The sequence below is a fragment of the Streptomyces sp. NPDC005648 genome (assembly GCF_040605395.1).
GTDB lineage: Bacteria > Actinomycetota > Actinomycetes > Streptomycetales > Streptomycetaceae > Streptomyces.
The window spans coordinates 24292-38152 of sequence record NZ_JBEXCS010000035.1 but is presented as its reverse complement, the minus strand read 5'-3'; the positions used below and the strand labels follow the sequence as shown (position 1 = coordinate 38152).

Sequence of the window (13861 nt, the reverse complement as noted above, 5' to 3'; positions counted from 1 at the left end):
CGACACGGCCTACTGAGGTGCGTGCGGCTTCGGGCACGGTGTGAAGACGTGGGCGCAGGACGGGAGTTCAGTCCCTTGGCGATGTGTCTGCGGTAGGAAGATCACGGGCCGTATCGTCCATGTGATGCGGGTGCGGGTCTGGGTGAGCGTCACTGTGCAGGGCTCAGCGCGCAGCAATGCCTTCCTCGTCGTGATGCGGCCGTCGTACAGCCATTCCCACGCTTCCTGTGAGGCGTCGGGGTCCAGTGCCGGTGAGATCGTGCGCAGTGCGACCGCTACCCATCTGTCGGCCTGCGGCGCCGAATACGCGTCGAAGGACGCTCGGAGAACCGGCCTGGTCTCCTCGGTGACGTCCTGGGTCCAGCATTCACACCAGTAGCCCCGCTGCGGCTTGTCCATCAGCACGGGTGGCCTCCCGCGGGCGGAGCCGTGAACAACTCCGCGGTGACCGTGTGGCCGCCGTCGCTCTCGTGGACCACGACACGGTGGGCGATCACGCTGACCATGCTGAGGCCCCGGCCGTGCTCGTCGTCCTGGTCCCGGCGCTCGACCTTCGGTGTGGTGCCGGCGCCTCCGTCGTCCGTGACGGACAAGGCGATGGCCTGTGCCGATACCGCTAGGGCCAGATGGAAGCTGCCCGAGTCCTGGCCGCTGGCCGTGTGCAGGATCGCGTTCGCGCTCAGCTCGCTCACGATCAGTTCGGCGTCCTCGGCCCATGGCGATCCGCGCAGGATGTCGCGGGTCCAGCGGCGGGCCCGGCTGACCTCTTCCGGGAAACCTGGGCAAGTGAGTCCCCAGACCTGGGCTGTACTCGTATACTCGTGCATACAAGTTCCTTCGTGCTGGTAGGCCGCCATGTGCAGCGGGTTCGGGCTAGACGAGTTTCACGCCGTCGTGGGCGCGGATGGCAGGTGGAGACGCCGCGTCCATCGCGTCCAGGACGCGGATGGCGTACGCCTCGTCGGCAAGCTCGGAGACTTCTTCGCGGGTGGCCCAGCGCAGGGCGCGGGTCTCGTCGCCGGTGGTGGGCGTGCCGTCGGCGGCCTGGCAGCGGAAGACCAGGGAGACGATCAGGCCGGTCATGTTCTTGTAGACGCCGGTCAGAGTCGCCGGAAGGGCGATCTTGATTCCGGTCTCTTCGAGGACTTCGCGTTGCAGGGCCTCGGGGATGGTCTCCTCGCGTTCGAGGACGCCGCCCGGGGGCTCCCACTTGCCGTTGTCGCGGCGCTGGATCAGGAGGGCCCGGCCCGAGTCGTCGATGACGACTCCGGCGACGCTCACGGAGTGCGGGCGTTCTGTGCTCACGTTCCTCGGCCCTCTCGGATGGCTAGGCTCTCCACCGTAGCAACAACACTCGCCCACACGTCTAGATACCTAAAGGAGTGCACTCGTGACCCCTGCTCTTCCCTCCGGCCAGCTCGGTGATCTCGACCCCACGAGCGATCGTGCGGTCTTCCGGCAGATCGCCGACCAGCTGCGCGAGGCCATTGATCGTGGGCGATTCAGGGAGGGCGAGAAGTTGCCCTCCGAGGCGGAGCTTGTGGACCACTACGGGGTATCCCGGATGACCGTGCGAAACTCCTTCTCCATCCTCCAGGGGGAAGGACTCGTCCACGCCGAACACGGCAAGGGCGTCTTCGTCCGGCCCCGTCCGCCCGTGCGGCGGCTCGCCTCCGACCGTTTCGCCCGCCGGCATCGCGAGCAGGGGAAGTCCGCGTTCATCGTCGAGGCGGACACAGTCGGCAGTCATCCCCAGGTCGACAGCCTTGAGGTCAAGGAAGAGAAGGCCAGTCAGGACATCTCCACCCGGCTCGGCTCGGTGCGGCGGGTCCTCGCTCGCCGGCGCCGCTATCTCCTGGACGGTCGGCCGGTCGAGTTCGCCACCTCCTACCTCCCCCTCGACATCGCCCGCGGTACGCAGATCGCCGAACCCAACCCCGGGCCGGGCGGCATCTACGCCCGTCTCGAAGAACTCGGTCACCGCCTGGACCACTTCGAGGAGGAGATCCGGGCCCGGATGCCTTCGCCGGACGAGGTCAAGACGCTCCGGCTGGCCTCCGGCGTGCCCGTCATCCATCTCGTCCGCACCGCCTTCGACACCGAGGGACGGGCCGTCGAAGTCTGCGACACGGTCATGGCGGCAGACGCCTACGTCCTGTCGTACCAGCTCCCCGCGACCTGATCGCATGGGCGGCGGCGCAGTTCTAGACGGTCGGATCGTCCTCATCCTCAGGGGCCGGAGTGAACCAGTGGCCGATGTTGGTCCACATGAACCCCTCCCGCCACGCGGGCCTGGCGGCCGCCCAGTCGAGGAGTGCTTGCAGGACCTTCTCTTGCGACACCGTCTGCGTCTGGTAGTGCTCCGCGGGAACGCCGTCCCGGTACTCCAACTGGTAGGTGTTGTTGTCGCGGAACAGCACCTGGATGTACCAGTTGCCTTCCTGGCTCTCGTCTTGCCGTTCAAGGAGCAGGTGATCACCCTGATCCAGGTCGGCGAGCATCGTTCCTATCTTCGGCTTCGAAGGGCGATTTACCGCGTGGCCCCGGCTGTTGGTCGCAATCAGCATGGGCAGAGCATGCCCGAGGGCACTGACAACGGTCCGGTCCGTCAGGCTTCCCGAACTCGTACACCTCAGCATGCATACTCGTATAGACGAGTGGGCAAGTTGTGTGGCAGGGTGGTTGTCGTGAGCCCGAGAGATCGGGCTCGCAGATCGCTACATGTATAGACGAGTAGATGGGGAAACTATCTTGCGCACCATCCGTGTTGAGACCTCCGCCGCCACGATCCTCCTCACCGAGGCTCCCGAGCCCAAGGTCCGCGACCGTCAGACCGGCGAGATTGCCAAGGACGCCGTCAGCGGTGAGGCGCTGATGACGCTCGGCGTCGTCTACATCGAGGACGGCGAGTCCTCGCTGATCAAGGTCACCGTGCCCGAGGGCGGTGTCTCCGAGGGCCTGAACCTGGGCGCTCCGGTCTCGCTGCCGGGGCTCATCGCCCGGCCGTGGGAGTCCGTGTTCAACGGCCAGCAGCGCCACGGCATCGCCTACCGGGCCGCCGCCGTCACCCCGGCCGCGTTCCCGGCCGCCATGGGGGCCACCGCCTGATGACCGACCTGACGACACTCCTGGAGGTGGGTGGTCCTCTCGCTGCGCTCGGCGGCGGGACCGCCTACGCCCGGGCCAAGTACCCGGCCGTCTACTGGTCCGCCGTCGGCGGGCCGATATCCACCGCCCGCCTGCTCAGCTCGTACAGCTCCGTCATGGAAGCGTGCGGCCTGACCGTCGCCCCGTCCCGGCTGCGGGTCCTCGCCGTCAAGGCCACCACACGGCGGGAGGTCCGGCCGGTGCCGCCCCGCCGGGGCATCATCCGGCCGACCACGACCGGTCTGCGCATCCGGCTGCGGCTCGCCCCCGGCCAGGAACCCGCCGACGTCGCCGCCTCGGCCGAACGCCTGCGGCATGCCTGGGGCGTTCACGCCGTCTACGTCACCACCGTCAAGCCCGGTGTCGTCGAACTGCGGCTCGTCGGCTATGACGTCTTGCGGCGGGTCCGCATGCCGCGCAAGACCGACTCCGGGTTCCTCAAGGTGCCGGTTGCTCTGCGGGAGGACGCCACTCCCTTCGTACGGGACTACCGGACAGTTCCCCACCAACTCACCCTCGGCGCCACCCTGTCCGGCAAGTCCATGTACCTGCGCCACCTCATCACCGGACTGGCTCCTGAGGCGGTCGCCCTCGTCGGGATCGACTGCAAGCGCGGCGTCGAACTGGCGCCCTTCGCCGCCCGCCTGTCCGCCCTCGCCACCGACCCCGACGAAGCCGCCGAACTCCTGCCCGCCCTGGTCAAGGAAATGGAGGACCGATACGACCTGATCAAAACCCGGCAGGGCATCGCACCCGACACCCCCGACGAGGAGATCACCTCCGACATCTGGGGCCTGCCAGAGAGCGAACGACCCACCCCCATCGTCCTGTTCGTCGACGAGGTGGCCGAACTCTTCCTCACCGCCACCCGCAAGGACGAGGAACGCCGCGACGAGATGGTCACCCAGCTCATCCGCCTCGCCCAGCTCGGCCGGGCGGCCGGCATCTACCTGGAGGTCTGCGGCCAGCGCTTCGGCGCCGAACTCGGCAAGGGCGCCACCATGCTCCGAGCCCAGCTCACCGGCCGGGTCTGCCACCGCGTCAACGACGAAGCCTCCGCCAAGATGGCCCTCGGCGACATCGCCCCCGAAGCGGTCTCCGCCGCCTGCGCCATCGCCCCCGAACTGCCCGGCCTCGCCGTCGCGGGCGACACCTCAGGCGGCTGGTCCCGCATCCGCACGCCCTACCTCTCCCTCGGCGACGCAGCCGAAATCTGCCGAGAATCGGCGCACCTGGTGCCCGACCTGCCCGCGCTCAAGCCCTTCCGGCCCGCCATCCCTGTACGCCCCGTCGAGACCCCGGCTCCGGCAGTGCTGCCGCGCCCGGTGACCGACTGAGGCACCCCCTCTTCACCCGGTCGGCGTGACCGCCTCGCGCCACGTCCCTACCCCTGCCATGCCCGAAACCGAAAGGAGCCGGACCGTGCGCGCCCATCTGTCCCGTGTCGACGCGGTGTTGGTCCAGGCGCTCATCGCCGCCGCACTGTCCTTCGCCCACATCCACGACATCGCCATGGCGGCCGGACAGGACGGATGGAAGGCGTGGGCCTACCCGATCAGCGTTGACCTGCTGCTCGTCGCCGCATGGCGTCGACTCCGCTCCGGTACGGCCAAAACGGCTGCCTGGTGCTGGTTCGTCATCGCCCTCACCGCCTCCCTCGGCGCCAACGTCGCCACCGCCGGACTCCTCGACATGACCGACGTGCCGGCCTGGCTGCGCATCCTCGTCGCCGGCTGGCCCGCGGTCGCATTCCTCGGCGGGACCCTCCTCGCGCACTCCGCGCCGAAAACGGCCACCGAGGAGAACGGAATGGAACTCATCGAGGACCAGGAGGACGAGCCCGAAACCACCCCCGAAACGCCCGCCCAACCCGCCGCCATCGAGCCACCTCGGCCCACCCCGCCCGTGCCGGTTCCGACCGCACTCGTCGACCACGCCCGCAAGGTCGCCGCCGAACACCGCACCCGCACCGGCGCTCCAATCGACACCCCGACCCTCCGTGCCCGCCTCGGTGTCCCGGCGCCACTCGCCGAAGCCATCGCCGCCCAACTCTGAGAGGAGACTCACGTGTCCGCGAACCGCCGCTTCCGCAACGTCACCCGCATCGGCCCCGTTCAGGTCGCCACGTCGTACGACGGTCGGGGCCGTGAGAAGCACACCGCCGCCTGCACTGCCCCGCGCTGCAACTTCTCCGCCGACTACGACAGCCGCGCCGCCGCCGAACTGGCCGCCCGCACCCACCGCTGCCCCGTCCGCTGAAAGGACCCACCACCCCGTGACCGTCAGCCTGCCCCTCGTCGTCGTCCTCGGCCTTTTTGCCTGGGGAGCGGTCAAGTTCCTTGGCGTCCGCACCTGGATCGTCGTCCTGATCGCCCTCTTCGGCTTCTGGCTCTCCCACACCTTCCTCGCCCCCGCCATCGAATCCGGCACGCGCTCCGGCGTGACCGTCATAAACGGCTGACACATCTAGACGAGTAGATAAGGAGCCTCCGGCCGTGTTCCTGCCCAAGTACCCCGACAACCCCACCCCGCCGCCCACACACACCCACAGCGCAGCCACCGACCCGGCACCCGCCCGCCGCTCGCTGCCCTCGGTGTCCATCGATCAGAAGACGGTCGCGGCCCTGGTCGTCGGTGGAGTCGTCCTCACCGCGCTCCTGGCCGCCGTCGCCGTCACGGCTATCTCGGTCGCCGTGGCCGCCGTGGTCCTGCGCTCCCTGCTCCGCGACCAGCACCGCCGCTAGATCCCGCCCGGCCTCCGGGGCGACGGCACACGACCAAGCATTACGCCGCCCCAGGGCCTTCCTCCCGACCGAGCCAGTCAGAAGGGAAACGCCATCTTCACCCGCACCACCCCGGCCCCCATGCCGGAACTCGCGAACCTGGCCGCCCAGGGCACCCTCCCCGGTATCCTCCGCCAACTGTCCGGCCTCGGCGGCTGCACCCACCCCATCCGCCTCGACGGCCACCGCACCGAATTCGACCTCAACACTGCAACCGGCGAGATCGGCCGCATCCTCCACCAGCTCGACTCGACCAGCCTCCCAGCTGGCCAACTCCTCGTCCGCTGCAACAACCGCCGCACCACCCGCTGCCCGGCCTGCGCCGAGGTCTACCGCCGCGACACCTTCCACCTCATCACCGCCGGACTGCGCGGCGGCAAAGGCACCCCACCGCAAGTCGGCACCCACCCCCGCGTGTTCGCCACCTTCACCGCCCCCGGCTTCGGCCCGGTCCACAACCGCCGCACCGACGGCCGCCCCTGCCGCTGCGGCCGCCGCCACGACCAGGACGACCAGACCCTTGGCACCCCGCTCAACACCGACACCTACGACTACGAAGCCGCCGTCCTCTGGAACGCCCACGCAGGCGCCCTCTGGCGCCGCTTCTCGATCTACCTCCGCCGAGAAGTTGCCAAGCGAGCGGGCCTGAGCCAACGCTGCCTCCGCGACCACGCCCGCGTGTCCTTCGCCAAGGTCGCCGAATACCAAAAGCGCGGCGCCGTCCACTTCCACGCGGTCATCCGCATCGACGGTCCGGAGGGTGGCAGTACCCCACCGCCGGCCTGGGCCACGGCCGAACTGCTCACCGACGCAATAGAAACCGCCGCGACCAAGGTCCGTGTCGACGGCCCGGTCATCGACGGCCGCACCCACACCTTCACCTTCGGCCGCCAACTCGACGTCCGCACCATCCCCTCCGCCGACTTCAACGACGGGCAGGAGCTCACCGAACGAGCCGTAGCCGCCTACATCGCCAAGTACGCCACCAAGGGCGCCGAAACCGCTACGGGAGCTCTCGACCGCCCGCTCAAGTTCGTCGCCGAACTCGCCCAGCTCGACATCAGCGACCACGCCCGCCAACTCATCCGAACCGCCTGGACCCTCGGCGCCCGCAAGAGCCTCGAACACCTCCGCCTACGCGCCTGGGCCCACATGCTCGGCTTCCGCGGCCACTTCTCCACCAAGTCCCGCCGCTACTCCACCACCCTCGGAGCCCTTCGCGACGCCCGCGCCGAATGGCGCCGAGCCCAAACCGCAGCAGCCACTGACCGTCAACCGGAGACGACATACGTCCTCGCCCACTGGGTCTTCGCCGGAGCCGGCCTGTCCTCTGCCGAAGCCTGGCTGTCCGCATCCCTCGAACCCGCCCCTGGCTTGGAAGGAGAGCCCACATGGACGCCCGCCGCGACGAATTGATGACTGTTCGCCAGGTCTTGAACGAACTTGGTGGGGTCTCTCGACGGACCTTCTACCGCTGGCGTGAGTTGGGCCAGGGGCCTGCCGCGTTCAAACTTCCTAACGGGGAGCTTCGGGTCTGGCGCAGCGACTTCGCCAGCTGGCTTCGGCAGTTGGAGGAGGCCGCGTGAAGTCGCTCGACGTCAAGGTCTGGGGCGTGCGCAAGCGGGACACCAAGACGCCTTCGTACGGGGTTCGCTGGTCCGTGGCTGGCAACGTCTTCTCTGATTCCTTCCGTACCAAAGCGCTCGCTGACCACTACCGCACGAAGCTCATGCGAGCGATGCGTGACGGTGAAGAGTTCGACACCGAGTCGGGCCTTCCGGCCTCGATGGAAGAGAAGAAGTCGGCCGTGTCCTGGTACGCCTTCGCCCTCAGATACCTCGCCATGAAATGGCCCCATGCCGCCCCCAACACGAGGGACGGCATCAATGAATCCCTCACCAGCGTGACACTGGAGCTCCTCGACGAGCGCGCCGGAAGGCCGTCCGATGAGGTGATCCGCAAAGCGCTACGCAACTGGGCCTTCGTCTTGCCGGGGCCCGACGATCGAGAAATCCCGGACGACGTACGGAACATTCTCCACTGGGTGTCCAAGGCCTCCCGACCGCTCGCCGATCTTGCTGATCCAGCCACGGCCCGCGCGGTCCTCGACTCGCTGAAGCTCAAGCTCGACGGCACGGCGGCAGCGGCAGAGACCGTGCGGCGCAAGCGTCGGACCCTCGTCAACGCCGCGAACTATGCGGTTGACCTGGGGGAGCTGCGCGAGAACCCCATTACGGCTGTCCGCTGGCAGAAACCGAAGGTGTCCAACCAGGTTGACCCGCGGGTCGTCGCCAACCCGGAGCAGGCTCGCAACCTCCTGGCGGCCGTCTCCTATGTGGGTGGATACCGGCGTGCCCGCGGCCGTCGTCTCGTGGGTCTGTTTGCCGCGATGTACTTCGGCGGTCTCCGGCCGGCTGAAGCGGTCGGCCTTGCCGAGACGGACCTGATCCTCCCGGCACAGGGCTGGGGCTCCGCGCTGCTTCACCGGACCCGCCCGTCGGTCGGCAAGCAGTGGACCGACTCGGGGGAGACCCACGACGACCGCGGGCTGAAGAACCGGCCGACCGAGGACGTCCGGCGAGTACCTATTCCGCCTCACCTCGTAGCCGTGTTCCGTGAGCACCTGGCCACTTTTGGCACGGCGGACGACGGGCGCCTGTTCTTCAGCGAGAAAGGTTCGGTCGTCCCGTCCTCGACGTACTACCGCGTCTGGCAGGAGGCCCGGCTCCTAGCGCTTCCGCCGGCCGTCGCGGCCTCGCCGCTCGCGAGTAGGCCGTATGACCTGCGGCACTCGGCGCTGTCGACGTGGCTCAATGCGGGAGTGGATCCCACCGAAGTTGCCGAGCGCGCTGGCAACAGCGTTGAGGTCCTGCTGACCCGGTATGCGAAGTGCCTCGACGGACGGCAAGACGTCGCCAACCGGCGTATTGAGGACCTGCTACGCGAGTACGAGTGAACGACAGCAACACAAGTGACGCCCTCGGCAGCATGCCGGGGGCGTCGTCCGTTCTTCGGCCATCCTCTGATGGCACTTCCGAGATCGCGGCGCTACGCCGTGGCCTGCCTTGCTGTCTTGTGATCGCCCCTTCCTTACTGCTGCCATGAGGGCGGTGGCGCTAACGAGGAAGGGGACCTCATGGAGCTGAGGATCACGCGGTGGAGGCGATACGGGCACGATCGCTGGTATGCGAACCTTCCCGACGGAACCCCTGTTGGCTGGGCTGACGTCAAAACCGGAGACCTCACGGTCTTGCGAGTTGAGTACCGCGACGACGTAATAGCTGCGCTCACCCGGCGATTACAGATCGCGCCTCATCCTGTGCCGACCGTCGTGAAGGATGAGGCTGAGCCGACGCCCGAGCTGCCGCCCCTGACTCCGGCCGACGACTTGTCCGTCAGTCGCCCTGGTAAGTCCCTACAGGATCTGCTCGACACTTCCGGCCCGAGCACCTGGCGGCGACTCGTGTCCCTACTTCTGAGGCGTCCTTCGGAATGGGACTCCTGGCGCAAGGGGCTGGCGGGGGAGAAGCGAGTCGGAGCCGAACTCGACCGCTTGAAACGCCACGGCTGGCATGTCCTGCACTCCATACCTCTGGCCAACGACGTAGATCTCGATCACCTGCTGATCGGGCCCGGCGGCGTGTTCAGCGTCAACACCAAGCACCACCAGGGGAGAGCCGTATGGGTCGGCGACGACTCGGTGAAGGTCGACCATGGCAAGCCGGCGCCCTACGCGCGCAAGAGCCGGGCGGAGGCCCGCCGCGTCGCCAGGGTCCTTGAGACCTACTGTCCGTTCCCCGTGCCCGTCGAGCCGGTCCTCGTCTTCGTCGGGGTCACCGATCTGAAGGTGGTCGCCACGCAACTGAGCGTGCGGGTGTACCAGGAGCGCCAGGTGTCGGCTCTCGCGCCGCTCTCCGGCGCGCTGAAGCCTGATCAGGTCGAGCAGGTCTACAGCGTGGCTCGACATCGACAGGCGTGGCGGCGGGCCTGAGTCGAGTGCTGAGCGCCCGCGTCCGGCGTCGGCTAGCGTTGTGGCCGCCTCCCGCTACTTGAGGGCTCACCTGCGGCGATGCTCCAAGATCCCGTCCACGCCTCGTCCACAGACCTCGACATAGAGCCGCTTCGGGCCGCATACACCTGCACATACGCGAAGACCCCGGCCTCAGCGTTTCCGCTGGTGACGGGGTCTTTGGGCACCTAAATCAAGGTGCCCCCGGCAGGATTCGAACCTGCGCACACGGCTCCGGAGGCCGTTGCTCTATCCCCTGAGCTACGGGGGCGTGTCGGGCGCCTTGCTTGGCGGCGACGGGTAGAACCCTACCAGCTCCTTCGGGGTGTTCATGAACGGGTTTATGGGGGCGGGGCGTGGTGGGGGAGGGGTGGTGGCGGGGCGCGTCCCCGTGTCCCCCGGACGAGGCAGAAGTGGGGAAAAGCCGGACGCGGTGGCCGGTCTCGACCTACTCTCGAGTTGTGCCAGGCGCTTCAGGCCGGGTCCTCGTTGTGGACGACAACAAGGTCATCCGGCAGTTGATCAGGGTCAATCTCGAGCTGGAGGGGCTTGAGGTCGTGACCGCGGCCGATGGTGCCGAGTGTCTGGATGTCGTTCATCAGGTGCGGCCCGACGTCGTGACGCTGGATGTGGTCATGCCTCGGTTGGATGGGCTGCGGACTGCGGCTCGGCTGCGTTCTGATCCGCGTACCCGGGATCTTCCCCTTGCCATCGTCAGTGCCTGTACCTCCTACGAGGTCGAGACCGGGCTCGATGTCGGCGTCGACGCGTTTCTCGCCAAGCCGTTTGAGCCTGCCGAACTTGTGCGTCTCGTACAGCAGTTGATGCGGCGCGGGAGAGGTGGGGGTGGTGCTGGGGGAGACGAGGATGCGTCCTCCCTCGGGCCCGTCCTCGGCGTTGGCGAGGCCGAGAGGGCCGGGCGAGCCGGCGCCTGAGCCAGGCATCGCCTCGTCCTCATCCGCCTCCTAGGGGCGACTACGGGCCCGGGTTCGCCTGCGCCTCCACAGCCGGCTTCAGTTCTCCCATCAGGGTTCGCTCGCGAAGAGGCTGGCTACAACTCGCGAAGAGGCTGGATACGGCCACCCTCCAGCCCGTCGTCCCACATCCCGGACCGTCCCCGAAACCGGCTCGCCTACCCACCCCCCTCCTCCCATACGCTTGTCCCCGTGACCCCCGTCGAGCTCTCCCGTACCGTGCTGTGCGCGGTGCGTCGTGCTGTTGACGGAGGGGAGCTGAGCGTCGCCGTGCCGGCACGGGCTGTGGTCACCCCGCCCGGTCCCGGTGGTTGTGGTGACTACGCCACCAACATCGCCCTCCAGCTCGCCCGCCCGGCCGGGCAACCGCCCCTGCGGGTCGCTGAGATCCTGCGGCGGCATCTGGCCGACACCGCCGGCCTCACCGACGTCACCGTCACCGGACCCGGGTTCATCAACATCAGCCTGCGTGACTCGGCGACCTCCGCTGCCGCTCTCGTCCGCGAGATCCTCGACCGGGGCTCGGCCTACGGCCACAGCGACACCCTCGCCGGCCAGATCATCCGGCTGCGTATCCCGTACGACATCCGTGCCGAAGTCGTCGCCGACGCGCTCACCCGCATCATCGCCTCCCAAGGCGGCCGCACCGAGGTCGAACACCGCAAGCCGCCCACTCTCCGGCCTGCCCCCACCTCAGGTGGCGCCACCCTTCCCGCCGCCCTTGCGCCCACTCTTCCGGCCACCCCCCTCGGCCCCGACACCCCCCGCACCGAAACCGACCACCGCGAGCCCGTCGACCTCCACCCCGTCCCGGCCCCCGAGGATCCCACCCCCCTCGGCCCCGACGCCGCCCGCTGGGCGCTGCTGCACCCCGCCGCCCACGACCGGCCCCGTATCACCGCCGACCACCTGGTCCAGCGCGAGAGCAACCCTCTCTTCCGTGTGCGTTACGCGTACGCCCGCACCCGGGCCCTCAGCCGCAACGCCGCCGATCTGGGCCTCACCGCGGAACCGGGAGACGTACACATCTCCGATCGCGTTTCCGATCACGGCGCCGGCCATGGCACCGATCACGGCCCTGCCCACAGCACCGATCCCGGCTCTGCTCACAGTCCCACCACCCTCCCCACCCCACTCCTCCCCACCCCCCTCCTCACCACCCTCGCCGACCACCCCCGAGTCCTCGCCCAGGCCGCCGTGCACCGTGCCCCCGACCGGCTGGCCCGGCATCTCGTTGCCGTTGCCGATGCCGCGCTTCCCTTTCTCCTCACCGTTCTTCCGATCGGCGAGGAGAAACCCTCGGCCGCCCACCGTGCCCGGCTGGCGCTTGCCGAAGCCGTCGGGGCGGTGCTGGCCGGTGGCCTGTCCCTGCTCGGCATCGACGCACCCGAACACCTCTGAAAGACGACAAAGATGAGCCGTTCCGCACACCCCGCCGGGCCCCGTCACGCCGATGTCCTCCCCGAGGGGCACTACTCAGGGCCGCCGACCGATCTCAACGCGCTCGACCCCAAGGTCTGGGCCCATACGGTCACGCGTGACGCCCAAGGTGTCGTCAGCGTCGGGGGTATCGACGTCAAGAGCCTCGCGGAGGAGCACGGGACGCCCGCCTACATCCTCGACGAGGCCGACTTCCGGGAACGCGCGCGTGCGTGGCGTACCGCGTTCGGGCATGACGCCGACGTCTTCTACGCCGGCAAGGCCTTCCTCTCGCGGGCCGTCGTGCGCTGGCTGCACGAGGAAGGGCTCAATCTGGACGTCTGTTCCGGTGGGGAGCTGGCCACGGCCCTCTCCGCCGGGATGCCCGCCGACCGCATCGCCTTCCACGGCAACAACAAGTCGACGGAGGAGATCGAGCGGGCCGTGCGCGCCGGCGTCGGGCGGATCGTGCTCGACTCCTTCCAGGAGATCGTGCGGGTCGCGCATGTCGCCGAGTCGCTCGGGAAGCGGCAGCGGGTTCAGATCCGTATCACCGTGGGGGTGGAGGCACACACCCACGAGTTCATCGCCACCGCCCACGAGGACCAGAAGTTCGGGATTCCGCTGGCGGGTGGGCAGGCCGCCGAGGCCGTCCGGCGGGCGCTCCGGCTCGACGGGCTCGAACTCATCGGGATCCACTCCCACATCGGGTCGCAGATCTTCGACATGTCCGGGTTCGAGGTGGCCGCGCATCGGGTCGTCGGGCTGCTGAAGGACATCCGGGACGAGCACGGGGTCGAACTGCCCGAGATCGATCTCGGAGGCGGGCTCGGGATCGCGTACACCAGCGAGGACGATCCCCGCGAGCCCCACGAGATCGCCAAGGCGCTCACCGAGATCGTCACCCGTGAGTGCGAGGCCGCCAAGCTGCGTACGCCCCGGATCTCCGTGGAGCCCGGGCGCGCCATCGTCGGGCCCACCGCCTTCACCCTCTACGAGGTCGGCACCATCAAGCCGCTCGACGGGCTGCGTACGTACGTCTCCGTCGACGGCGGCATGTCCGACAACATCCGCACCGCGTTGTACGACGCCGAGTACAGCGTCGCCCTGGTGTCGCGGGCCAGTGATGCCGAGCCGATGCTCTGCCGCGTCGTCGGCAAGCACTGCGAGAGCGGGGACATCGTGGTGAAGGACGCGTTCCTGCCCTCCGACCTGGCACCGGGTGACCTGATCGCGGTGCCGGCGACGGGCGCGTACTGCCGCTCCATGGCCAGCAACTACAACCATGTGCCGCGCCCGCCGGTCGTCGCCGTGAACGACGGCGAGGCCCGGGTCATCGTCCGGCGCGAGACGGAGGAGGATCTGCTGCGGCTCGACGTCGGCTGAGCGCGAGGGGTCGGCTGAGCGCGCGGGAAGAAGCCGAGTCCCCGGGGGGGACGAACGGGGTGGAAGATCTGCGGTCTTCCACCCCGGTACAAATGAAATCGATGTCTCATGATTCGGACGAGGGGCAGAAACTCCCGTCCGGT

18 protein-coding genes and 1 tRNA gene are annotated in these 13861 nt (G+C 68.6%); 14 read left to right on the top strand and 5 right to left on the bottom strand.

Annotated elements, in window-relative coordinates; genetic code table 11:
- Positions 1–9 precede the first annotated feature (9 nt).
- Genes ABZT17_RS21205 through ABZT17_RS21195 form a run of 3 tightly spaced genes read right to left on the bottom strand, consistent with a single transcriptional unit; the run spans position 10 to position 1281 of the window.
- The gene (locus ABZT17_RS21205; RefSeq protein WP_356351026.1) at positions 10–399 is read right to left on the bottom strand and encodes a hypothetical protein; all 390 of its coding nucleotides are present in this window, start codon (positions 397–399) and stop codon (positions 10–12) included.
- On the bottom strand, positions 399–827 hold the full coding sequence (locus tag ABZT17_RS21200; RefSeq protein WP_356350970.1) for an ATP-binding protein: 429 nt from the start codon (positions 825–827) through the stop codon (positions 399–401). The genes ABZT17_RS21205 and ABZT17_RS21200 overlap by 1 nt, the downstream gene beginning before the upstream one ends.
- Before the next feature lie 46 nt (positions 828–873).
- The gene (locus tag ABZT17_RS21195) at positions 874–1281 is read right to left on the bottom strand and encodes an NUDIX hydrolase (protein WP_062025426.1); all 408 of its coding nucleotides are present in this window, start codon (positions 1279–1281) and stop codon (positions 874–876) included.
- Positions 1282–1390: 109 nt separating this feature from the next.
- Here ABZT17_RS21195 and ABZT17_RS21190 point away from each other — a divergent pair, with 109 nt between their 5' ends.
- Positions 1391–2182 carry a GntR family transcriptional regulator gene (locus ABZT17_RS21190; protein ID WP_062244632.1) on the top strand — a complete coding sequence of 264 codons (792 nt, stop codon included), beginning with the start codon at positions 1391–1393 and terminating at the stop codon, positions 2180–2182.
- A gap of 22 nt (positions 2183–2204) precedes the next feature.
- Here ABZT17_RS21190 and ABZT17_RS21185 read toward each other — a convergent pair whose 3' ends face one another.
- A complete protein-coding gene (locus ABZT17_RS21185) occupies positions 2205–2567 on the bottom strand; it encodes a hypothetical protein (protein ID WP_356350969.1) in 363 nt (120 codons plus the stop codon).
- 184 nt (positions 2568–2751) lie between these two features.
- Here ABZT17_RS21185 and ABZT17_RS21180 point away from each other — a divergent pair, with 184 nt between their 5' ends.
- The 10 genes from ABZT17_RS21180 to ABZT17_RS21135 all read left to right on the top strand — a co-directional run bounded on the left by ABZT17_RS21180 (position 2752) and on the right by ABZT17_RS21135 (position 9921).
- Entirely contained in the window at positions 2752–3108 is a 357-nt protein-coding gene (locus ABZT17_RS21180; RefSeq protein WP_057608710.1) for a hypothetical protein, read from the top strand.
- Complete coding sequence (locus ABZT17_RS21175) at positions 3108–4484, top strand: FtsK/SpoIIIE domain-containing protein (protein ID WP_356350968.1); 1377 nt, start codon at positions 3108–3110, stop codon at positions 4482–4484. Before ABZT17_RS21180 ends, ABZT17_RS21175 begins: the two co-directional genes overlap by 1 nt.
- Before the next feature lie 85 nt (positions 4485–4569).
- Positions 4570–5202, top strand: a complete 633-nt coding sequence (locus tag ABZT17_RS21170; RefSeq protein WP_356350967.1) for a DUF2637 domain-containing protein — start codon at positions 4570–4572, stop codon at positions 5200–5202.
- Between the two features lie 12 nt (positions 5203–5214).
- Positions 5215–5406, top strand: a complete 192-nt coding sequence (locus tag ABZT17_RS21165) for a mobile element transfer protein (RefSeq protein WP_033531892.1) — start codon at positions 5215–5217, stop codon at positions 5404–5406.
- 16 nt (positions 5407–5422) lie between these two features.
- The gene (locus ABZT17_RS21160; RefSeq protein WP_356350966.1) at positions 5423–5608 is read left to right on the top strand and encodes a hypothetical protein; all 186 of its coding nucleotides are present in this window, start codon (positions 5423–5425) and stop codon (positions 5606–5608) included.
- Between the two features lie 34 nt (positions 5609–5642).
- Positions 5643–5891: a SpdD protein gene (locus ABZT17_RS21155; RefSeq protein ID WP_356350964.1), complete on the top strand. Its 249-nt coding sequence runs from the start codon at positions 5643–5645 to the stop codon at positions 5889–5891.
- Between the two features lie 120 nt (positions 5892–6011).
- On the top strand, positions 6012–7346 hold the full coding sequence (locus ABZT17_RS21150; RefSeq protein WP_356350962.1) for a replication initiator: 1335 nt from the start codon (positions 6012–6014) through the stop codon (positions 7344–7346).
- Complete coding sequence (locus ABZT17_RS21145) at positions 7322–7516, top strand: helix-turn-helix domain-containing protein (protein ID WP_329293860.1); 195 nt, start codon at positions 7322–7324, stop codon at positions 7514–7516. The genes ABZT17_RS21150 and ABZT17_RS21145 overlap by 25 nt, the downstream gene beginning before the upstream one ends.
- The gene (locus ABZT17_RS21140) at positions 7513–8886 is read left to right on the top strand and encodes a site-specific integrase (protein WP_356350961.1); all 1374 of its coding nucleotides are present in this window, start codon (positions 7513–7515) and stop codon (positions 8884–8886) included. The genes ABZT17_RS21145 and ABZT17_RS21140 overlap by 4 nt, the downstream gene beginning before the upstream one ends.
- A 180-nt stretch (positions 8887–9066) precedes the next feature.
- Complete coding sequence (locus tag ABZT17_RS21135; RefSeq protein ID WP_356350960.1) at positions 9067–9921, top strand: nuclease-related domain-containing protein; 855 nt, start codon at positions 9067–9069, stop codon at positions 9919–9921.
- Between the two features lie 217 nt (positions 9922–10138).
- Here ABZT17_RS21135 and ABZT17_RS21130 read toward each other — a convergent pair.
- Positions 10139–10210, bottom strand: a tRNA-Arg gene (locus ABZT17_RS21130).
- 142 nt (positions 10211–10352) lie between these two features.
- On the opposite strand from ABZT17_RS21130, the gene ABZT17_RS21125 reads away from it, so the two are divergent.
- The 3 genes from ABZT17_RS21125 to lysA all read left to right on the top strand — a co-directional run bounded on the left by ABZT17_RS21125 (position 10353) and on the right by lysA (position 13718).
- Positions 10353–10874, top strand: a complete 522-nt coding sequence (locus ABZT17_RS21125; protein ID WP_356350958.1) for a response regulator — start codon at positions 10353–10355, stop codon at positions 10872–10874.
- Positions 10875–11105: 231 nt separating this feature from the next.
- Complete coding sequence (gene nrtL / locus ABZT17_RS21120) at positions 11106–12314, top strand: ArgS-related anticodon-binding protein NrtL (protein ID WP_356350956.1); 1209 nt, start codon at positions 11106–11108, stop codon at positions 12312–12314.
- 12 nt (positions 12315–12326) lie between these two features.
- Complete coding sequence (gene lysA / locus ABZT17_RS21115; protein WP_356350955.1) at positions 12327–13718, top strand: diaminopimelate decarboxylase; 1392 nt, start codon at positions 12327–12329, stop codon at positions 13716–13718.
- Positions 13719–13861 lie beyond the last annotated feature (143 nt).

Excerpts from the sequence above, each read along its gene's own strand:
- ABZT17_RS21205 (WP_356351026.1), bottom strand. The coding sequence starts at position 399 with ATGGACAAGCCGCAGCGGGGCTACTGGTGTGAATGCTGGACCCAGGAC.
- ABZT17_RS21200 (WP_356350970.1), bottom strand. The coding sequence starts at position 827 with ATGCACGAGTATACGAGTACAGCCCAGGTCTGGGGACTCACTTGCCCA.
- ABZT17_RS21185 (WP_356350969.1), bottom strand. The coding sequence starts at position 2,567 with ATGCTGATTGCGACCAACAGCCGGGGCCACGCGGTAAATCGCCCTTCG.
- ABZT17_RS21175 (WP_356350968.1), top strand. The coding sequence starts at position 3,108 with ATGACCGACCTGACGACACTCCTGGAGGTGGGTGGTCCTCTCGCTGCG.
- ABZT17_RS21150 (WP_356350962.1), top strand. The coding sequence starts at position 6,012 with ATGCCGGAACTCGCGAACCTGGCCGCCCAGGGCACCCTCCCCGGTATC.
- ABZT17_RS21145 (WP_329293860.1), top strand. The coding sequence starts at position 7,322 with ATGGACGCCCGCCGCGACGAATTGATGACTGTTCGCCAGGTCTTGAAC.
- ABZT17_RS21135 (WP_356350960.1), top strand. The coding sequence starts at position 9,067 with ATGGAGCTGAGGATCACGCGGTGGAGGCGATACGGGCACGATCGCTGG.
- lysA (WP_356350955.1), top strand. The coding sequence starts at position 12,327 with ATGAGCCGTTCCGCACACCCCGCCGGGCCCCGTCACGCCGATGTCCTC.